This window comes from Anabaena sp. UHCC 0399 (assembly GCF_034931465.1).
Taxonomy (GTDB): Bacteria; Cyanobacteriota; Cyanobacteriia; order Cyanobacteriales; family Nostocaceae; genus Trichormus; species Trichormus minutissimus.
In genome coordinates this window covers 90193-110917 of sequence record NZ_JAYGGZ010000001.1, presented here as the reverse complement: position 1 = coordinate 110917, position 20725 = coordinate 90193, and the positions used below count along the sequence as shown (strand labels likewise).

21 protein-coding genes and 1 pseudogene are annotated in these 20725 nt (G+C 39.7%); 5 read left to right on the top strand and 17 right to left on the bottom strand.

All coding sequences use genetic code 11. The features are described from left to right. Positions 1 to 128: 128 nt before the first annotated feature. Both VB693_RS00520 and VB693_RS00515 read right to left on the bottom strand, forming a co-directional pair. Positions 129 to 1499 (bottom strand): DUF2330 domain-containing protein, encoded by a 1371-nt coding sequence (locus tag VB693_RS00520; RefSeq protein ID WP_323264591.1) that lies wholly within the window; start codon positions 1497 to 1499, stop codon positions 129 to 131. 46 nt (positions 1500 to 1545) lie between these two features. After that, a complete protein-coding gene (locus VB693_RS00515; RefSeq protein WP_323264590.1) occupies positions 1546 to 2373 on the bottom strand; it encodes an RnfABCDGE type electron transport complex subunit D in 828 nt (275 codons plus the stop codon). A 257-nt stretch (positions 2374 to 2630) separates the two neighbouring features. Between VB693_RS00515 and VB693_RS00510 the strand changes: the two genes are divergently transcribed. The 3 genes from VB693_RS00510 to VB693_RS00500 all read left to right on the top strand — a co-directional run bounded on the left by VB693_RS00510 (position 2631) and on the right by VB693_RS00500 (position 4257). Next, a complete protein-coding gene (locus tag VB693_RS00510; RefSeq protein WP_323264589.1) occupies positions 2631 to 3284 on the top strand; it encodes a phosphoribosyltransferase in 654 nt (217 codons plus the stop codon). Between the two features lie 43 nt (positions 3285 to 3327). Then, positions 3328 to 3957: an HPF/RaiA family ribosome-associated protein gene (locus VB693_RS00505; RefSeq protein ID WP_323264588.1), complete on the top strand. Its 630-nt coding sequence runs from the start codon at positions 3328 to 3330 to the stop codon at positions 3955 to 3957. 90 nt (positions 3958 to 4047) lie between these two features. Continuing rightward, positions 4048 to 4257 carry a hypothetical protein gene (locus VB693_RS00500; protein WP_323264587.1) on the top strand — a complete coding sequence of 70 codons (210 nt, stop codon included), beginning with the start codon at positions 4048 to 4050 and terminating at the stop codon, positions 4255 to 4257. A gap of 100 nt (positions 4258 to 4357) precedes the next feature. Here VB693_RS00500 and VB693_RS00495 read toward each other — a convergent pair whose 3' ends face one another. The 6 genes from VB693_RS00495 to VB693_RS00470 all read right to left on the bottom strand — a co-directional run bounded on the left by VB693_RS00495 (position 4358) and on the right by VB693_RS00470 (position 8241). Next, the gene (locus tag VB693_RS00495; protein WP_323264586.1) at positions 4358 to 4864 is read right to left on the bottom strand and encodes a hypothetical protein; all 507 of its coding nucleotides are present in this window, start codon (positions 4862 to 4864) and stop codon (positions 4358 to 4360) included. Positions 4865 to 5054: 190 nt separating this feature from the next. Continuing rightward, positions 5055 to 5258 carry a ChaB family protein gene (locus VB693_RS00490; protein ID WP_190700092.1) on the bottom strand — a complete coding sequence of 68 codons (204 nt, stop codon included), beginning with the start codon at positions 5256 to 5258 and terminating at the stop codon, positions 5055 to 5057. A 63-nt stretch (positions 5259 to 5321) separates the two neighbouring features. Beyond that, positions 5322 to 6290, bottom strand: coding sequence for a glutathione S-transferase family protein (locus VB693_RS00485; protein ID WP_323264585.1), 969 nt, complete (start codon positions 6288 to 6290; stop codon positions 5322 to 5324). Between the two features lie 83 nt (positions 6291 to 6373). After that, positions 6374 to 6664 carry an Asp-tRNA(Asn)/Glu-tRNA(Gln) amidotransferase subunit GatC gene (gene gatC / locus VB693_RS00480; protein WP_190700087.1) on the bottom strand — a complete coding sequence of 97 codons (291 nt, stop codon included), beginning with the start codon at positions 6662 to 6664 and terminating at the stop codon, positions 6374 to 6376. Positions 6665 to 6760: 96 nt separating this feature from the next. Then, positions 6761 to 7282 (bottom strand): photosystem I assembly protein Ycf3, encoded by a 522-nt coding sequence (locus VB693_RS00475; protein WP_190700084.1) that lies wholly within the window; start codon positions 7280 to 7282, stop codon positions 6761 to 6763. 257 nt (positions 7283 to 7539) lie between these two features. Continuing rightward, positions 7540 to 8241 carry an SOS response-associated peptidase gene (locus VB693_RS00470; RefSeq protein WP_323264584.1) on the bottom strand — a complete coding sequence of 234 codons (702 nt, stop codon included), beginning with the start codon at positions 8239 to 8241 and terminating at the stop codon, positions 7540 to 7542. Positions 8242 to 8444: 203 nt separating this feature from the next. On the opposite strand from VB693_RS00470, the gene VB693_RS00465 reads away from it, so the two are divergent. Then, positions 8445 to 9077 carry a glutathione S-transferase family protein gene (locus VB693_RS00465; RefSeq protein ID WP_323264583.1) on the top strand — a complete coding sequence of 211 codons (633 nt, stop codon included), beginning with the start codon at positions 8445 to 8447 and terminating at the stop codon, positions 9075 to 9077. Positions 9078 to 9241: 164 nt separating this feature from the next. Here VB693_RS00465 and VB693_RS00460 read toward each other — a convergent pair whose 3' ends face one another. From VB693_RS00460 to VB693_RS00445, 4 genes and pseudogenes are all read right to left on the bottom strand, one after another. Beyond that, a complete protein-coding gene (locus VB693_RS00460; protein ID WP_323264582.1) occupies positions 9242 to 9469 on the bottom strand; it encodes a DUF167 domain-containing protein in 228 nt (75 codons plus the stop codon). A gap of 25 nt (positions 9470 to 9494) precedes the next feature. Next, positions 9495 to 9835: pseudogene (locus VB693_RS00455) on the bottom strand (DUF2809 domain-containing protein). A gap of 101 nt (positions 9836 to 9936) precedes the next feature. Then, positions 9937 to 10497 carry a DUF2231 domain-containing protein gene (locus VB693_RS00450; protein ID WP_323264581.1) on the bottom strand — a complete coding sequence of 187 codons (561 nt, stop codon included), beginning with the start codon at positions 10495 to 10497 and terminating at the stop codon, positions 9937 to 9939. Positions 10498 to 10507: 10 nt separating this feature from the next. Further along, positions 10508 to 11254 carry a DUF2993 domain-containing protein gene (locus VB693_RS00445; RefSeq protein WP_323264580.1) on the bottom strand — a complete coding sequence of 249 codons (747 nt, stop codon included), beginning with the start codon at positions 11252 to 11254 and terminating at the stop codon, positions 10508 to 10510. 260 nt (positions 11255 to 11514) lie between these two features. Between VB693_RS00445 and VB693_RS00440 the strand changes: the two genes are divergently transcribed. Next, positions 11515 to 12570 (top strand): hemerythrin domain-containing protein, encoded by a 1056-nt coding sequence (locus tag VB693_RS00440; protein WP_323264579.1) that lies wholly within the window; start codon positions 11515 to 11517, stop codon positions 12568 to 12570. A gap of 183 nt (positions 12571 to 12753) precedes the next feature. Here VB693_RS00440 and VB693_RS00435 read toward each other — a convergent pair whose 3' ends face one another. The 5 genes from VB693_RS00435 to VB693_RS00415 form a co-directional block, all read right to left on the bottom strand. After that, complete coding sequence (locus VB693_RS00435; protein ID WP_323264578.1) at positions 12754 to 14010, bottom strand: GTPase; 1257 nt, start codon at positions 14008 to 14010, stop codon at positions 12754 to 12756. A 4-nt stretch (positions 14011 to 14014) separates the two neighbouring features. Beyond that, the gene (locus tag VB693_RS00430) at positions 14015 to 15724 is read right to left on the bottom strand and encodes a GTPase (protein WP_323264577.1); all 1710 of its coding nucleotides are present in this window, start codon (positions 15722 to 15724) and stop codon (positions 14015 to 14017) included. Positions 15725 to 16372: 648 nt separating this feature from the next. Continuing rightward, positions 16373 to 16642: a hypothetical protein gene (locus VB693_RS00425; protein WP_190700057.1), complete on the bottom strand. Its 270-nt coding sequence runs from the start codon at positions 16640 to 16642 to the stop codon at positions 16373 to 16375. A 281-nt stretch (positions 16643 to 16923) separates the two neighbouring features. Next, a complete protein-coding gene (locus VB693_RS00420) occupies positions 16924 to 17553 on the bottom strand; it encodes a response regulator transcription factor (RefSeq protein ID WP_323264576.1) in 630 nt (209 codons plus the stop codon). A gap of 175 nt (positions 17554 to 17728) precedes the next feature. After that, the gene (locus VB693_RS00415) at positions 17729 to 20515 is read right to left on the bottom strand and encodes a PAS domain S-box protein (RefSeq protein WP_323264575.1); all 2787 of its coding nucleotides are present in this window, start codon (positions 20513 to 20515) and stop codon (positions 17729 to 17731) included. Between the last annotated feature and the right edge of the window lie 210 nt (positions 20516 to 20725).

Sequence of the window (20725 nt, the reverse complement as noted above, 5' to 3'; positions counted from 1 at the left end):
TAGGGAGCAGCAAGAATATATTATTACTACGAGCTGCAATCCTCAAAAAATTTCTCTTGCCTAGGATTTTTGAGTAGTGAGTCAGGGAGTAGAGACGCGAGATATCGCAGCCCATTACGAATTACGAATTACATACCTAGCCAAGAGAAGAAATTTTCCCACCACGAACTGGTGAGATTACCAACACTCAACTGCATTTTACGCCGGATGTCTTGGATATTCCAGTTAGTTAGTTTAGCAAGGGTTTGGGCTTCTTGTTCAAAACGTTTTGGTAAAGACCGCCTGTATTCTTTGCCAGCTTGACATTTAACTTCCCCAGTAAAGGGATGTTGCAAAATATATCGTCCCTGGAAAGATTCCCGGTTAGAAGTATCTTGGAATATCAAGTCTTCGGGGAACTTGTCACGGGTGTAGCGGACGTGTAAACGAGAGATAAAAACGTTACTGGTGGGAAAGGGACGACGAAAGCCAGGGGATGATGTATTACTGGGGGAATTAGTATCTAGCCAAAACACACCTGCTTGTTTGAGTTCATCGGGTGTTAAGGGTTCAGCAGAACAGGGATCGCAATTACCCATATCCCAGGCATATTCTAAAAAGGCGACTCTTTTACCTTCCTTGGTATGAGCCGTTTCAAATGTAGATTTGTAGAAGTCACCAAATTCTTGTTTGATAAATATGGGAACGTTGAGGTTAGAGGGAAGCTTTACAGTCCGGTAGTTGGTGATTTCAGCTTGTCCTTTGGGTGAGAGAACGTAGACAATTAAATCTTGCTCAGTTGTGGCGTTAATCATCCCCAAGCGAATTGGTAACATAAACTTGGGTGATTGGTAAGAGATTTGCAAGGGTCGCAGAAACTCGTAACCAGATTGTGCAAATTTATCTAGATTGACCTTAGCTACAAAAAACTTCATGGAAGAGCGAATGTAGGGCTTAAGTAACTGTCTTGCGCCTCTGGGAATTTTGTAACCATTGCGATTGAGCCAAGTTTCTAAGCCACCAGATTCTTTGGCACTCAAAACAACAATATCGTATTCACCCACATTAAAACGCGCTTCGACCGTTACACCCAAACTGCGATCGCGTCTTGCACTTTGTGCTTCATTAACTGCGGCTGAGGGTGCTGCTAAAAATACATCTCCTCTGCGTCTATATGGAGTGCAAGGGTCTTGATCAAAATACTCTACTAAACGCGGTGCGCTAAAAGCGTCCAAACGCTCGATAATTTTAGGGTCAGCAACACGCACCTGCTCTTTTTTGATCACCGTAGGTACAGGGACAACCATTGCAAAATCTTTGACTTCCCCTTGGTAGTCATTCGCCATTGTTAAAACAGTGCGATCGCCATCTCTAGCAATCACTACCTGAGACGCTTTGTTATATAGTTTTGTATCAGCTTTCGCTACATAAAATCCACAAAATGCCCAAGCTGTAGGTGCAAAGCAGAGTACAGAAATTAATACTGATAATAATGGGATAATGAATCGAAAACGCTGCATTTTATACCTCATATGTAAAGTAATGAGTAATGAGTAGACAAATTGTTTATCTTGTCACCTGTACCCTGTCACTCAACCAGGAAAAACGGGGGGCTGTACAGATCACATCAAATAGGATGCTTAAAGGTGCAAACATGAACAATGCCCAAAAAACTGCCGTGGGGATAAAGAAATAATTCCGCAGCAGGAAAGTAACAATAGCAATGCCTACTGCCCAAAGAACACGCCCCATCCGTGCGTTAGGAATTGACCGGGGATCTGTCACCATAAATAAGGCAAACAGCAACAAAGACCCACTCATTAACCGATGCAAATAAACATCCCAAGTCCAGCCCAACCAGAGATTACGCATGGCTTCTAATAGGGAGTAAGCACCCAAAAAGGCAGCTGTAGTATCCCAACGACCAACGCGTTGCAAAATCATCCCTCCAGCCCCAGCAAATAACAGCCCATACCACCAATCTTCACCCCACTGTCCTGGAGAAACCCAAGCATCAGAAGTGAAAACTAAGGCAGCAATGATGCCAAAGTTAGCTGGATTAAAGAAATGTTTTTGGTTAACTCGTAAAAAAAACTTACTAGCGATCGCACTAGCTGCCGCAAACGCCATTGTTGTCCAATGATCAGCCCGTAACAGTAAACTGAGTCCCAAAGCAGTAATCAAAGCACTGCGGAGATTTAGCGGATTGGGCGCATCTTCTCCGTCCTCGCTTCTGACTTGCACTAATGACAAAATGTACTGTGTGATCAAACAGGTGGCGATCGCTACTGCAATTAATTCTGGTCGCAGAGTCCAATCCCTTGTTCCAATACCCAAAATCAGGAACAAGCTGAGAAAAAGAATTTGATAATCCCGTATATCTTTGAGCAACATTAACTCTTTATTCAGGGATTCCCCGTAGATTTGTCATCAATTTAAACGAGTCAAACCCCAAAATATGTTGCCGTTACAAATTTTGTAACAAAAAAACCTCAAACCTCCGCGCCCCTACCTCAACTAACCCATTAGACAGACGGATATAATCAAGATATCGCTTCGTTAGTCAGAGGACATTTCATCTTCAACTTCTTAAAATCGAACCACAGTAGAAAAACCAAATTACGAATTACGAATTACGAATTACCCACGCCATGCTATTTAAAGACCGCACAGCCGCAGGCCAAGTTTTAGCCAGCAAGTTAGCAGATTATGCTAACTGTCCCGATGTGCTGGTTTTAGCCCTACCTAGGGGTGGTGTTCCCGTTGCTTTTGAAATTGCTCAAGCTTTAAATGCTCCCTTAGATGTATTGGTAGTCCGCAAACTCGGCGTACCCGATAATCCAGAACTAGCTATGGGAGCGATTGCTTCTGGTGGTGTCCGCATCATTAACCAACAAGTTGTCAACGATATCAATATTTCCGAGGAAGTAATTGCTAGAGTTGCAGCCCAAGAACAACGAGAACTAGAAAGACGGGAAAGTATGTATCGGGGCGATGAACCTTTTCCCGAATTAACAGGACGTAAAGTTATCTTAGTCGATGATGGTTTAGCCACTGGTGCAACCATGTGGGCAGCTGTAATCGCTGTCAGACAAAAGAATCCCCAAGAGATTGTCATTGCTGTCCCCGTTGCTGCACTGGAAACATATCAACAATTACAAACCAAAGTAGAAAAAATGGTCTGTATCACCACACCCAGCCAATTTTATAGCGTGGGTATGTGGTACGAAGACTTTCCTCAGACTACGGATGCTGAAGTCCGTGAATTGCTCAAAAAAGCCAGCAATTTAGTCAATAGTCATTAATTCTTTCCTTATACCCCTGCACTGCTAAAGTTCAGGCAATAGAATGAAAGTACCACTAGAAATTACCTATCGCAACGTAGATAAAACAGCTGCGATTGATAACCTTATTAAAGAAAAAGTTGCCAAATTAGAGCATATTTGCAGTTATATCAATAGCTGCCATATTGCTGTTGAAAAGATACACGATCGCCCCCGTAGTGGTTCACCTTATCGTGTCAGAATTGATATCACCGTACCACCAGGGCATGAAATCGTAGCACATAGTAATCCTGGTCAAAGTATCCAGTATGATCCTCTGGATGCCGTCATTAGAGATGCTTTTGATGCAGCGCGTCAGCAGTTGACTAAACTCACCCAAATTCAACAACAAAGCGATCGCGCCCAAACCCAGGAAGACGCAGGAGAAACCACAGGACTAGTCATCAAACTATTCCGAGATCAAGGTTACGGCTTTATCAAAAACCTAGATGGCGAAGAAATTTACTTCCACCGCAACAGCGTCCTCCATCACGACTTTGAACGCCTAGAAATTGGTACTGGTGTCCATTGTGCGGTAGAAGAAGGCGAAGAAGGACTACAAGCCAGTACAGTCAAAATCGTAGATAAACCAGGTGTCCGTGCTGGTAAATCTGGTCAAACCCTGATTGAACCGCCCTTAGACTGGAGAGAATAAAAAAAATCAAAATTCAATAATTCACAGGGACTGGGGAAAAGAAATTTTCCCCTCATCCCCCAATTACAAATTACCAATAACGAATTAATTATGAATAGCGAATTGAAACAAACCGCATCTCAACTTTTAGCCGCTATGCTGTCTAACCCTCATATATACCCCCAATTAAGCGATGAGGGCGGTTACGGCAAAATGGAAAAGCAATTAATTCTCACAGCCGTAGAGATGGCAGAAATCTTAACTCAGCACATTGAAAATACTCATTCCCAAACAGAAAAAGAACTACAGCAGAAAAATTAAATTAACAGGGGAAATACGTATAGTAATCGGACTTTATTTTTGAAATATACATGACAATATTTGGATAGAGTTTATATTACAATCTCTATCCAAATATAATTTACCCCCCTGTATAACCTTGAATATTTTCCGGTTCAAATTGACGCAATACACGAGTAGCTTCGCGGACTATCCCCTCATTACCATTGACAACAATTAAATATTTACCAGCGTTCAATCGGTTACGGTAGGACAAAGCATCACCACTACCAACTGTTAAGCCAACTAATCTACCTACCATCCAAGCACCCAAACCACCAGATGCAGCCCCTAACAAACCCGCAATAAAATGATTACCAAATGCTGTAACTTGAGGTAAAATCTCAATTCTAGTCAGCAAATTAAAAGCGTAGCCTGCAATAAATCCAAAGGGTATAAGCCAATATAAAAGCCGACTTACCTGTTTGCGTGCTGGCTTTTCAGGATTAATCAAACCAAATTCATCAGCACTTTTATAACCCTGTCCTAAAATATTAACTTGTGATTTTGACAATCCTTGTTGTTCGAGAGCAGAATAAGCAGCTTCTGCTGTTGTTTTTTCAGGTAACACTGCAACAAGATAATTCATACTAATTCGTAATTTCTAATTTAAAATAAATTGGGAATTTCTCCAACTTTCAGCTAATTGCCTTCATATCCCAGACGATTATCTGTTAGTTCGATAATTCCCAAAACCATTAATTACTACTACTGCTAGTAAGCAAGATAACGATTATATTTTGCTCTTACTTCTAACTAAAGAGAGAAATTACACACAACTATTCTGGTTTTTTGTGCCACTCTCCATCATCACCCTTTTCGTAGTCACGCTTAACTGCACTCCAAGCAACACGAAAAGCACGTTCTTCTTCATCGTATTGTTCTTCAGCACTATTAAACGCTGCTCGAAAAATTTCTTGCGCGTGTTGGGGTAAGTGTTCTTTTACCGAATCTGGTAAATCTTCAATCTGTTTGTAAGGCATCAATTCAACTCCTTTACTCTACTAGTAAAGAGAGTCATGCTGCTTTCCTTGGTCAGTTATCAACTAATTAAATATTTTATCGCGGTTATGAGGTTCATCAAAATCAATCACAGGCCCTTTCGGTACAATGCGCGTGGGGTTAACTTTGGGATGACTCCGATAATAATGGCGTTTAATGTGATCAAGGTTACAAGTCTCTCTCACTCCAGGAAATTGGTAAAGTTCTTTCAGATAATTCCAAAGATTGGGGTACTCAACAAGTCGGTACAAATTACACTTGAAATGGACATAATAAACCGCATCGAAACGGAATAAGGTAGTGAACATACACCAGTCCGCTTCTGTAATTTGGTCGCCGCAAAGATAGCGTTGTTCACTTAAGACTTCTTCCCAGTAATCAAGAGCCGCAAATAATTCTGTTACGGCTTCATCATAAGCAGACTGACTAGTTGCAAACCCTGCACGGTAAACACCATTGTTGATTGGCTGATAAATTTTATCAATCGTCTCATCAATTACTGTTTGTAAATGTTGAGGATAAAAATTGATATCTTTTTCAGCTAAGGCATTAAATTCTGTGTCTAACATCCGCATAATTTCGCGGGATTCATTATTAACTATTGTCCTGGTTTGTTTATCCCATAAAACTGGAACTGTCACCCGTCCACTGTAATTAGTATCTGCCTTAAGATAGATTTGCCAGAGGTATTGAGTGCCGTTAACTGTATCGGGAATACTACCAGGCTCATCATTAAATTCCCAACTATTTTGATCAATTTCTGCTGCAACTACTGATAGACCAATCACATTTTCTAGTCCTTTCAAGCGGCGCACAATCGCAGTGCGACACGCCCAAGGACAAGCCCAAGAAATATATAAATGATATCGCCCTGATTCGGCTTTAAATCCACTTGAACCATCGGCTGTAATTTGATTACGGAATGTAGTTGAGGGGCGAATGAATTTACCCTGTAAATCTTCTTGTTTCCGTTCAGTTACCCACTGACCATCTTTGAGAATTCCCAAACCCATGATTTCCTCCTTGCGTATTAGTCAACAGTCAACAATCAACAGTCAACACTAATGACTAATGACTATTGACTAATAACTAACAACTAATCAGCATTCATAATTTTTGGCACTTTAAAGAATTCGCCTTCTTGCTCAGGCGCACTGTTGAGGATGGCTTCTCTGTCAGCATATGGTTGTAATTCATCTTCTCTAGTCACATTGCTGACATCAATAGCCCGTGTTGTAGGCAGTACATCACTAACATCCAACTCACTCAACTGCTCGACATAATCCAAAATACTGCCTAGCTGAGTGGTAAATTGTTCCTCTTCTTCTGGAGTCAATTCTAAACGAGCTAGCAGGGCGACTTTATGAACTTGTTCCTGGTCAATCATGGTTTGTTGAAGATTTAATAGTTAATGGTCAACAGTCAACAGTCAACAGTTAATTATCTTTACCTGGACTGTAGACTACTGACTTTGGACTAATGACTAAAAGAATACGTCGATTTGCATCCGTCCGGTGGTTTTGAGCCAGTTTTGGGCTTCAATGTAGTTATTGGGGGCCATGCGGATAGCTCTAATCCAGTAGTCTGCGGCTTGGTCAAATAGTGCTTCGCCGCCGTCATGATCCCCACCTTCTTTGGCTCTTTCACCTTGATAGTGGTAAATTACAGCGATATTATTTAAGGCTTGGGGTAAGCGAGGATTGAGTTCAACAGCTTGGTGATAGAGTTCTAAAGCTTTGTCGTGGTCGCCATTACTGGCATAAATTAAACCCATATTGTAGAGAATATAACCGCGATCGTTGGAGTCTTCCTCTAGGGTGAGGGCTTCTTCATAATATTCTAGTGCTTCGGCATACTCACCTTCTGCCTGGGCGGACATCCCATCTCGGTAATAAACGAATGCTTCTTTAGCTTTTTTGTTAGTTGGCAATATCTTCAGGATGATATCCGCCATAACTGTAAAGGATTTATCAATAAAGTTATCGTTTTTTTGCGTTCTTGGCATATTCGTCTCTGGTTGGGGACTGGGGACTGGGGACAGGGGACTAGGAATTTTAGATTTTGCGGAAAGTTCTGTAGGCGGGTTTCCCGCCGTAGGAAACTTTTCAAGACGGATTTTGGATTGAATAATCTAAAATCCACTCATTGCAAATCCAAAATTGAAAGACTGGGGACTGGGGACTGGGGACTGGGTATTGGTGATTCTTTTCCTTTTCCCTCGTCCCTAGTCGCCATTCGCCATTGCTTTAGTACACTCAATAGCTAATTTAACTGATTTGGGTGGGTGTTCTGCTCGTTGACTGGGATGATACATTCTGGGCTGTTGTGTTTTGGGCTATTGACCAGTTTGCTCACGGGGTAGGCGGTCATGGCTGCGGTTGGATAGGGCGATAATAGGGACTGTAGTGGTTGGGGTGTCTGGACTTCAGGATCTAGCCATAAATCGTAATCTTTGGGGTCAATAATTACTGGCATCCGATCATGGATTGGTTGCAGTAATTCGTTGGCTGCCGTTGTCAAAATTGTACAAGAGATGATTTCTTCTTGAGTAGGGGAACTCCATTTTTCCCATAAACCCGCAAAGCCAAAGGGTTGTCCGTCTCGGAGACGAAAGTAAAATGGCTGTTTTGTACCTTGTTGTTTTTGCCATTCATAAAAGCCATCAGCCACTACTAAACAGCGTCGGTGCTTGAAAGCGGAACGAAAAGAGGGTTTTTCGGCTACAGTCTCTGATCTGGCATTAATTAATTTTGAGCCGATGCTGGAATCTTTAGCCCATGAAGGAATTAGACCCCAGCGTAACTGCTGCAATTCACGTTGATTAACTTCAGGATTATGTAAAACTGTCACCACCATTTGCGTAGGTGCAATGTTATATTGTACAGCTAAATTTTGCTCTGGTTGAACATGAAAAATTTCAGCTAATGCTTCTGCTGTCTGGGTTAAAGTAAATCTTCCACACATAGTTTTTTTTTGCCTATTGCATAAAATAAAACATTTAAATTACGACATTAAATATTACTAATATTTTTATTTTTCCAGATAATTAATATTTACTATATCAACATATTAAATTCAACAAACTATCCTGTTTGATAAAAATAATTTTGTAAGATATTGTATTTTAGACCTTTAATCGTAAACACATTCTTTATTATATTTTGTACATGGAAGCATTACGTTTGTACGATTTTTTACTTTCAGGTAACGGCTACAAGATACGCCTTTTGTTAACACAAATGGGTATGCCATTTGAAAGAGTAGAAGTTAATATCTTAAAAGGAGAGAGCCGCACACCAGAATTTTTGAGTAAAAATCCTAACGGTAGGATACCAGTTTTAGAAATTGAATCAGAAAAATATTTAGCAGAATCAAATGCTATATTGATGTATCTGAGCGAGAATACAGAATTTCTACCTTACGATCGCTATTTAAAAGCGCAAGTAATGCAATGGTTATTTTTTGAACAATATAGCCATGAACCATATATTGCTAAATCAAGATTTTGGATGTCTATTTTAGGGAAAGCCGAGGAATATCGCACCGCCCTAGAACAAAAGCGTGAACCGGGTTACGCAGCCCTAAAAGTAATGGAAAATCATTTACGCCATCATCGCTTTTTTGTGGATGAGCGTTACACAATTGCTGATATTGCTTTGTTCGCTTATACTCACGTTGCTGATGAAGGAGGGTTTGATTTAACGCAATTCCCTGCAATTCAAGCCTGGATAGAAAGAGTCAAAAACCAACCAGGATATATCAGTATCATTCATGAGCCTCAATTATGCTTGGATTGGTAGTAGGTGGACAGGTGACAGGGGACAGGTGACTAGGAATTTTAGATTTTAGATTTTAGATTTTGGATTGAATAATCTAAAATCCACTCATTGAAAGACAGGGGACAGGTGACAGGTGACAAGCCAATCACCACTGACTAATGACTAATAACTAATGACTATTAACACTAAACCTCTGTATCAATTTCAATAAATTTTTGTCGTGAAGATAAACCAGACTTAATTCTGATCTGAGATTTTGATACATCAAACTTGTTGGCTAGCAGTTTAATTAATTCTTCGTTAGCTTTACCGTCTATAGGCGGAGATTTTAAGTGTACAGTTAGGCTACCATCAGATTGTTCTGCAATTTTTTGCTGTTTTGAGTTGGGTTTAACCTTCACCTTTTTGTGCATAATCTATATTCTGTAATTTTTTTAGCTACAGCCAACCTAAAATACAACCCAGTGCATAATGAGGAAAATCCCATTACTTATCAATGTAGCGCGAACCGGATTTAATAGTGGTGGATGCCAAAGTTGCAAAAATTCAATAATCCAGGTAATAACAAAAACCCATATGGGAATTTGGTTGATAGCAGCTTGATTTCTGAACAATCAAAAGGCAAACAGACACCAAAGTATTTTGTAAAATACTACTGCTCCATAATTATTTAACCATTTATTACCAATACCTGGGTAGTATTTAAACAAAAATCCCATCGCTACTACAATGAGCAGAGACAGGATGATCAATTTTGATTGGGTGCGATTATTAGGCATTTTATCAAGCCTAAAAACTATGCACGATTTTAGCCTTTAGGTATTGAAAAGATGGACTGGGGACTGGGAAGAAACAGTAATGACTAATGAATAATGGCTACTTAGGGGTATCTTCTACTACCAGCACCGACTACACCTATTTTGTGGCGGTAGGAAAGTTCTGCACCGAACCAGCCGGAAATGCTAGTGAGAGTACCGACAATTAAGGAAAGTAATAGTCCCCAAGGTAAGATTTTGGCTTCAGGATCGCCTAGCCGCAGTAGGAAATTAACTACAGTCAAGGTTAAGAGAGAAACGTTGAGAATCAGGTGCGCCCAGCCTGCTTGACGCTTACGGACGCGTTCGATTTGCAAAAAGTCGCTTAAACCAATAATTGCAGCGATCGCACCACTAGCTAATCCTAATCCAATTAACCAAAAGGAAGCCCTCGCCCAGAAGAAATCACGGGTTAACCAGTAGCCGAAATCGCTTCCCAAGGCGGCGGCTAAGAAGGCTATGGGGAAAATCACACTGAGGGGATGTAAAGGATGTCCGGCGATCGCTACTGTACTGGGTACACCTGTATCACGATATTCGCGATCGTCACTTTCAATGACTGGGGGAATATTGGGGAATGGTGTGGAAGCGGTGGAATTGGTAGAAGTTGTTTCTGTGGTTTCCATAATATTAATCCTAGTTTTCAGCAAAGGGAATTTTTTCTACGTCCGCTTCGGCTTGCAGTGTGAGTTTACCTGTGTCTACTACTAGTTGTTGAACTCGCAAGCTCATTCCTTCTAAATCGAAGTTACTCAAGTCCAATATTTCGCTGGTTTGTGCTATTAAAGCTTTGGTTAATTCTGGTGAAATTTCTTCACCTTCACCATAGGTAACATTTTCCAGAGTTACAGTTGTGCCATTAGGATTGACACGAGGTACTGCTGTAAATACAACTTGGTGAGTTTCGTTATTTTCTACTACCAAAATGCTGGCATTGAGTGCAACTTTACCTTCACCCGGTAGGCGAAAGTCTACTTGTTGCGGTACAACTGTTTTGGGTTGCTCATCAATATTTATCTTCTGGCTTTGAATTTGATTACGAACATATTCAGAGTTAAAAGCCCGGTTGATGTCTGCTTCTGTTAACACAACCCGCGCCTTACCTGCTGTTGGTTTTGTGAGTTCAATTTTCCCAAAAGCTGCGCTTAAAGGATTGATAGCCACACTATTGATTTGCATTTCCATGACATCCATCCGGAGGTCTTTTTGCATGACCAAACCTTCACCTGAGATCGCAACTGTTTCCACCTCTCCTTGAACCAGCTTTAATGGGTCTGTTTTAATATTTACATCTAGATTTTCCACTTCATCTAATTGGCTAGATAAACCAATTTCTGCTGCCTTATTCAACGCCTGTTCCCCTATTCCAGAAGCCTCTGGCATTATCAATTAATCTCCTGAATTTTAAATATCTTTGAGTCAATTTAGAAAAATAAACTTTGTATTTTATCTACCTAAAGACAGAGTAAATACTAAATCCCTATCTGTCTGCAAGTATAAATATAAGTTTATGTCAAGAAGAATGTTTCTTTTCTATCCTGAGTTACGAGTCTAATCGCTCAAAAGAAGGAGGAATATTACTAGTAAATATGTCAAATTTATCTTAGTTAAGAATACGAGTATTTTTTTGAGGAGAACTCAAGATGGTATCAACTTTAGATGATACAAAACGCAATGCTATCGCTGCTAAATTGGCAGATATGAAATTAATTCAACAGTTGCTCATAGATAATGAGCAATTATTTTTGAGAGAATCCACTGATAATGAAATCAGCGATCGCTTTCGTACCATGCTCGATGATGATCGCAAAAATTTGGGGATTCTAGAAACTGTCAACGTGCAGTATGGTATCCAACAAGAACCACGCAATACAGTCAGAGAAATGGTGGACAAGCTTCGCCAATTAATGCAAGGCTCTCAATTGAACTTTTACGAAAAAGCATTTCAGCATGAATTGTTGAAGCACCAACAAGTCATGAGTGGTTTGCTGATTCACAAAGCAGCACAAAAAGTTGGTGCTGATGTCATGGCCGCAATTGGGCCTCTCAACACCGTTAACTTTGAAAATCGCGCTCACCAAGAACAACTCAAAGGTATTTTGGAAATCTTAGGGGTGCGTGAACTGACTGGACAAGAAGTTGATCAAGGTATCTGGGGACGAGTCCAAGATGCGATGGCGGCTTTGACGGGTGCGGTAGGTAGTGCTGTCACCCAGGGTTCTGACAAACGGGATATGAATATCCAAGATGCGCTGCGCTTAGATCACAACAAAGTCAATATCCTGTTCACCGAAATACAGCAAAGCAACGATCCGCAAAAGATTCAAGAGTATTTTGGTCAAATTTACAAGGATCTAACTGCTCACGCTGAAGCTGAAGAAGAAGTAGTCTACCCCAGAGTACGTTCTTTCTATGGTGAAAGTGACACCCAAGAACTGTATGATGAACAAGGCCAAATGAAGCGGATGTTAGAGCAAATCAAGGCTCTAAGTCCTTCTACCTCTGAATTTAAAGATAGAGTTAGACAATTAGCAGACATCGTGATGGATCACGTTCGTCAAGAAGAAAACACAATGTTCGCTGCCATTCGTAACAATCTCAGTTCAGACCAAACTGAGCAATTAGCTACACAATTTAAAGCAGCTAAAAGCCGCATTCAAGAAAGATTGGGTGGTCAAACCACCGGTGCAGGTGTTTAAGGTCGATACTGTAGGCGAAATCACTTCATTAAATTGAGTGTAGCTCAAGCTGATTTATAGATTCATTTAAGCCCGTCCACTCCTTGTTTCAACGAGTGAACGGGCTGTTCCGTTTCGTCATTGAAAATGCGATCGCCCGATAACGATTTCACTCAAAGCAACAAGAGCAATTTTATTAGAGTTTTAAACGGTTTTGAACTTCACATAATGTTCTTTAACTCCATGTTTACACCTCTCAAGAACCTCTTTCTCGTTTTTTCCAGCCCAAGAAAAGTCATTGCGAATATACTCTAATGTTATTTCACCTAATGTTACAGTTTGTCGATACGCATAAAAACCTACACCGCCCAATGCTGCTAACGCTCCCACAGCAAAGCCTGCTCCGCCAACCGGAACTAGTGCAGTTGATGCTATATCTACTACAAAGAAACCAACCAATCCAGCCGTACCATTTACACCTATAACCTTCAAGCAAGCCCACATAATTTTGGCTGCATTGTCCTTTGTGACTTCTTTTCCCATGATTTTAGAAACTGTCAACACCATAGCTGTCAGGAGGGCAGGATAACCAAAAAACGTAGCGAATGGTACTACTATAGTCATTGCAGCAACAGTACCAAAAATACTGATTACCCTGCGCGCTAATTTTGCCCTGAACTGGAATATACGAGCGTTCATATCATTACTCAAATCAGCCGCACGTTTAGCTGGATCTAGAATATTCATGACTGCACCTAAAGTTCCAGCACTGTCATATAAGCGATCAAGCAATTGAGGTAGCTTCTGTCGGACCATTTCATCACGCTCTGGGTCAAAAAGCATGGCACTACCATAAACAATATCCTCTGGAGACTTCACAAATTTACCCATTTTTTCGGAAATTCGAGACCGTATAGTCTCCTGTTCTTTCTTGGGTCTATTGTTTTGGATCTGATCCCACTTGTTAACAAAAACAATTTTGGGAATGTCTGGTGAATTATTATGGACTAAATCGAACAATTCTATTTCGTCTCCATAAGGCTCACCATCAATGGCAAAAATATGTCCATGAGCTTTCTTAGCCTCTTCAATTGCCAACTTTTCATTGCATTCTTCACCCATTATCCCAGGCACATCTACTATATTCCAAGGTTCTTTTTTATAAGCGGTTATTTTAGTAGTTTTATCATGTTCAACACCAACTTCGGCGACATCATCATTTATTAATGAATTTGTAATTGCCGACTTACCAACAGAAGTTTTGCCGAACAAAGCTACAAATATTAAACCAGTTTTTAGACGTTCCAAAAGGTCGTTGATTTCTTCAAATTCTTTCTGAATTTCTTTGCGTTCTTCATCCTTCAGCTTTTTACCAAATTGCTGAATCATACTTTCCAGGGCTTCCTTTAGTTGAGCCTGAACTTTGTCCATGTCATTACGAATTTCTTGATTGCTTACCATAGTCCTAAAAAATCTCCTTTATTTTATTAATTAATTGTGGTAACTCTTGCCGGATCATTTGATCTCGCTCTAGGTCAAAAAGCATGGCATTACCATAAACAATATCCTCTGTAGAATTCACGAATTTACTCATCTTTTCAGAAATCCGGGAGCATATAGTTTCCTGCTCTCTCTTGGGCTTATTTTTTTGAACTATATCCCACTTGTTAACAAATACAATCTTGGTAGTATTCGGTGAATTTTGATAAACTAAATCGAATAATTCTATTTCATCTTTATAAGGCTCACTATCAATGACGAAAATCTGAATATCAGCTTTTTGAGCTTTTTTTATTGCCAATTCCTCATAATTCTTATCACCAATTATTCCAGGTACATCAATCAAAACAAAAGGCGATTTGATACAGATAGTCATTAAATTATCTAGCCCTAAAGTTTCAGCTATATCAGTATCAATCAATGAATTTAAAATTGCTGACTTGCCAACAGATGTTTTGCCAAACAGGACTATTATCTTATCTTTGACATTAGATACCGTACCTGAAATTAGCCGAGAAAAATCTACTGAACCTCTAATAGTATTAGATTCAAGAGGTTCTACAAATGTTACAACACTAATTAATTCAGTTTTATCATTAAAATCAGCTAAATTAACTTGGTGTAGATCAATAGACTTAGCCTCTATTTTTGCACCTTGTATATCTACTTCAATATTTTGCTCTTGTATCAACTTCTTGAGTTCATCATTTGACAATGATAATTTGCCAGCTATCTTGCCTTTAATTTGCGTCAATGCCCCCGCGTCGGCATTTATATCAGCAGAAGGATTAAATTTCCAGTGGTTTTCAGGTTCATCTTTTGTGAACATTTTATTTAGTTGTTTAGTCAGGATGCTAGGTTTTAAATCATCCTGATGATATGTTGACTGCCATTTAGTTTCGTCAAAGTTTTTTGAAGATTCAGATTGATTCCAATAAGTTAATAATTTGTCCAATAGTCCAGATTCAAAATGGTCTGGTTTCTCAATAACAGCATCAAAGACAACTTCTGTATGAATTCCCTCTAGTAGCTTTCTTAAGTCGTCTCGGTGTACATAAGCTACATCACCCAAACCACGCAAATTTGTAAACAGTTTGCTGTTCTTGAGTTTCTGAAGTGAGAATCTAACTGTATTTTGCTGTGATTTTCGAGCAGATATAGAAAATTCATACTCAAGAGTCATAGAAGATAAGCCCTTTTCAATTTTAAGAGCAGTATCTTTATCAGGAGATTTAATCTTGATTGTAAATTCTTTAGATGGTTGAGAAAATCCAAAATTCTCTTTGATAATAGTGGCTTCTGGTGCTAACTCTTTCAGTTCAGGAATATTGATTTTAATATAAGCAATTTGCAGAGCAAAAACGCTAGACCGTTGAATTTTACCCTTTTCTTCTGGATACAGATTATATACAGATTGGTATGCAATTTTTCCCGCTTCTTCGTTGTCTAACAGTATTGTCAGGCTAGTTATCCAATAACTTCCCTGCCATTCCTCACTCCTAACTAATAGCTGATTATTACTAACTTCTGGCATAAAAAGCGGATCATAGCGAAATTGCCAAGTTTGAGGGCTACCAGGGCGATTATTTGTTGCTTCCCAAATACGTTTCTTTTGTTTATTGAAATCAAAAGCTGCAATCTCTGTTGCTGAGAAAACAAAGTCTGAAAAGTTCATATTTAATTAATTGCTAGGTTGCTTTGGTTGTGAATTTGGCTTCTTGCTATATGCTTTTAACTTCTAATCTCTTTCGTTTCAAAAATAGATAAATACATATCAGGCTAATCAGAATTTCCAACGGTGTTAAATAGCTCCAATGACCTGACATTTTGTCTAGAATATGCCAGGGGAGAATAAATATGATGAGATAGGTTAGTTGATAATGATAGAAGTGCAAATGCGAGGTAGCTAGTGAAGCAGAGAGCCAGAAATATAAGAGATTGCTGACTCTTTTCAAGATTTATCTGCATATCAATGAAGAGCCTTTATATATGTAGTAATCGTTTAATAATCTCAATAGATTACAGCGATTGGCTTGTCATGTAGATTAAAATCTTTACTCTGTGGGAATAAGATTTCCCGTCACTATGGAGAAAAAATATGATCCCAGTTATTGCGATTAGTTAATTTCACTTTGCTGCATACCCTATGGGAAGGCTAACGCCAACGCAATGACATTGTATGGTTAATTATGTTTACCTAATTAGCTAGAAGAAGATTGACTAGTACAGCACTGCGTAAATGAATATACCATTTCAAATGTTGCAAAAGCCCGGAATACAATTCTTTTGACTTTTGACTCCACCTTGCGGTACTAGTTACTTTTTATCTGTACTGACAAACCAATCTCCCGTCTTGATTATTAATCGTACCTGGTCGGCAACGATGATAATTTTGTAATGTTGTACTTACCCATTGGCCACGCCGATTTCGACAATCTGCTGCCAACTCAAAGTATTCACGACCACGAGCAATAGGAACGGCTCTAGTTTTAATATTTCTACAAGACTGAGTGTAGCTTCCTGTAGTAGCAAAAGCTGGCGCAAACACTATCTGAGCAGCAAATAAAGAACAAACTAAAATTGTTGGCTTCATGAGCATTTTTTATTTTTCCTTACTTAATAGTCAAATGAAATTTTGTCATGTAGCATTTTCTTATGAGGATGTTTGTCAAGTCTCCAGTGGTATTAAGATGCCTCTAACCCTCTCTAGATGAGAACTTTTAAAACATTCGCTAAGTATTTTGACTACACTACTCACAGTTATGCAAATCAGAACTAAGTGAATATACTAAGCCTAGAGAATAAGCTCAACTTTGTCGCTAGCGAAATGTTGGGTTTTAAACCTATCAAAATGTGAGGTTGATAAGATGTTAGCTACAGCCTAACAATCCCCCGATTTAGTGCGGCGACTAGGGCTTGTGTCCGATCGCTCACGTTCAATTTGCCGAAAATATTATTGGCATGAAACCTGACGGTACTCTCCGCGATATTTAGGTCTGTGCTAATCTGCTGGTTATTCTTGCCCTTGGCGATCAAGCGCAGCACTTCCAACTCGCGATCGCTCAATTCCTCGCTACCCATCCGCTCGGCTAGCTTGGCTGCTATACTCGGCGGAATATACCTTTTGCCTTTATGAACAGTACGAATGGCATCTAAGAGTTCATTCGGTTCAGCCCCCTTGAGGAGATAGCCCTTTGCACCAGCCCGTAGTCCCCGATAGATATCTTCATCACCATCAAAGGTGGTCAAAACAACGATCCGGGCGTGTTTAAACTTAGCACAGATGGCAGCGATCGCATCAGCACCTTCCATGTTAGGCATTTGCAAATCCATCAGTGCCACGTCGGGTTGATGTTGGCGGAAAAATTCTACCGCTTCTCGCCCATCGCCAGCATGGCCAACTACAGTCATGTCTGGCTCACATTGGAGAAACATTGTTAAAGCTTGTCCTAGAATCGGATGATCGTCAGCAATCAGGATGCGAATGACATGGGATTGGCTCATACGAAATAGTCCAAGTATGTATTATTTAATAAGCAGGAAAAAAAGCTCACAAACAGCCATTGACAAGCTTTTATGTGGGACTAATTACCAATTAGAGCTTATTTATAATGTAAATATATGGTTACTTTATAAATCAGCTCTTACCAATTACGAACTACCAATTACAAATTACAAATTACGGATTAGTATCATTGATAGTCACCACCACCTCAGTTCCCTTTCCTGGCGAACTCTGAACTGTTAGTTTTGCCCCGATGTGTTCAGCCCGTTCACTCATGATTAAAAGACCAAAGCTGTTGACAATAGATACACTACTTAGGTCAAACCCGTCTCCATCATCTTTGATCCGTAAGCTGCACTGGTTTTCTTGATACGTTAGTTCAATTTGAATTTCCCTAGCTTGGGCGTACTTGAAGGCATTAGTTAATGCTTCTTGCCCAATGCGGAGCAAGTTGTTTTCAACATCTGGAAATAAGGGGTATATCTCGCCTACTACTTGACAGACAATATGTGTATTGGTAGGGGAAAACATCTGTGTGATGAAGCGTTTAAGAGCATGACAAAGGTCGCCTTCCTCCAAAAATTGAGAGCGTAGTGCTTTGATAGAACGGCGTGCTTCAGTCAGCCCAGAGTGAGCCAAGTCTCGCCCGGCTTTGATTAATACCTGTGCCACTTCTATATCTGTAGTCAGTTTCCGTGAGGCGGTGTCTAAGTGGATAATGACAACAGCGAAGGTTTGGGCTAAGGTATCGTGGATTTCCTGTGCTAAACGGTTGCGTTCTGCTAATACCGTAGCCTGTTCAGCCTGCTTGCGACTAGTGATATCCTGTATTGCCGCCATCCTGATGGTACGCCCACGATATGACATGACTCTGGCTCTGATCTCTGCGGGAAAAGTGGTTCTATCCTTGCAAAGACAAACGGTTTCATAAACTCCCTCATCCCCTGAGAGCATTTTCTGCATCACCTGTTCCCGGTATTCAGGAGCAGTAAAATCCATGACACGCATACCAATCACCTCAGAAGATTCATAACCAAACATCTCGGTATAGGCTTGGTTGGTGTCTACAAGTATGCCTTTTTCGGTAATGGCGATCGCTTCAAATGTTGCCTCTGCCAATAGCCGAAATCGCGTCTCACTTTCTATAAGTGCTTGCTCTGCCTGCTTGCGTTCAGCAATTTCCCGTTCTAGTTCCAGGGTACGTTCAGCAACCTGGTGCGCTAAAATCGAATTATAATCAGTCAGGATTTTCTCGGCTTTTTTGCGTTCAGTAATATCAATACAAACGGTGAGCGCATATATTACTTTCCCTGATTCATCAAAAATTGGCGTGCTTAAAACTTCTACAGGGATAGTTTTATTCGGGTGGCGAAACTCCATATTATCAACATGGACAGTTTCACCTGCGAAAGAATACACAGTGGGGAGTTCATCAGTAGGGTATAGTTGGTCAGTTCCAGCTAGATAAATTTGATAATATTCTGCTATTTCTTCCCGTTCGATAGATGGTAATAAGTCTACGCTGATTAATTTTTGTACAGCTCGATTATTATAGTAGATTTCCCCACCAGGATCATTGATCGAAATAGCTACAGGTACAGCATCAAGAAATTGCTTCAGGCGAGTTTCACTCTGCAACAAAGTTTTGTTTAAATCCTGCATATCTGCAAATGTTATTTGGAGTTGATCCGCCATACTATTAAATGACTTGGCTAATTCCCCCAACTCATCAGAATGCTTTATTTCTATCCTCTTTTCCCATTCACCTTGAGCCAGTGCGAAAGCTGATTGTTTTAAAGCCAGAATTGGTTGGATTATCCACCTGAGAATCAGAATGCCAACGGCTACAGCTACTATCAAAGCAAGAATACATAACACAATAGTTGTGCGGGTATTAGCATTAATTTCTGACATGAAGTCATCTTCTGGGACTACTACCACAATTAACCAGTCAATTCCCCGCTTTTCTTGGAAAGGTAAAACTTGAATAAAATGCCGCTTCCCATTTATGGAGAAATCTAATTGCTGTTGACTTGTAATAGAGTTGAATTTACCAAATTTTGTCGCCAAATATTTAGCAGTAGCTTGTGTTTTTTTATCATTACTCTCTATAACTAAGAATGCTTTTATTTTATTTTCTGCTAGTTTATGTTTTAATTTATTGAAGCGAAAAGGCTTTTCATTAGTTGATGTGGCAATTAAGTTTCCTGACTGACGCTCGATGACAAAACTTATGCCTGTTTTACCAATGTTTAATTTATTCAGAAAATCACCTATTTTTGATAGGTTTAAATTTGATAATAAGACACCTTGCAAGTTTCCTTGTTGATTATAAATAGGCTGACTAGCCGCAATATATAAAGCAATGCCAGAATTGTGAGGATAAATTTCACTCCAAATTTGTTGTCTATCTTTGATCGCTTTGTTATACCAATTACGTCTTTCAGGATCATAAGGTTGTCCAGAATCGCTTATGCCTGTACGTTTGCCTTGAATATTAGTAGTATAAGTCCGCAAATGATAATTAGTTAATTTACCAGATACTCTGATTGTTGAAGAACTATCAGGAAATCTTTCTGCTGAAATAAACTCTTTATTTGGATTAGCAAACCCAATTAAGCTGACTCCATTAAATACTTGTAATTGGTCGAAAAAATAACGTTCTAATATATTAGAATCTTTTACATCTAATTGACCAAGCTTAATGATATTAGCGTTATTTTGATTAACCTTATGGGGAGTTGCCAGAAAATTTTCTAGATTCTGTTGAACACGGTGACTAATTTCAGTTAGTAGCTGTACTGCAATATTATTTACTGCTTGCTGTCCATTTCTAAATGAGAGATAACCCGTTAAACTCACTACCGCAAGGATTTGCAGAATAAAGGGGATGATCAAAACAGTTCGCAGAGAAAGCTTGGTATGGCGATCACCTAATTTTTTCAGAGATTGGCTCAACATAAAAACCATGCTCGTTAGCTTCCTGTAGCGAAGGTACAGCGTCTACTTTTTAGGTAGGCATAGGGGTTTTCGAGTGGTTAATTACCCATTAATGTTGGTAAGTCTACCATACTTCCACTGAGGTCAAGCACTAAAATGCTGACTACAAACCTGAATCAAATAAAAGCCTTAGACTACAAATCTATTTAATTGAATGTCTGCAAATTATGT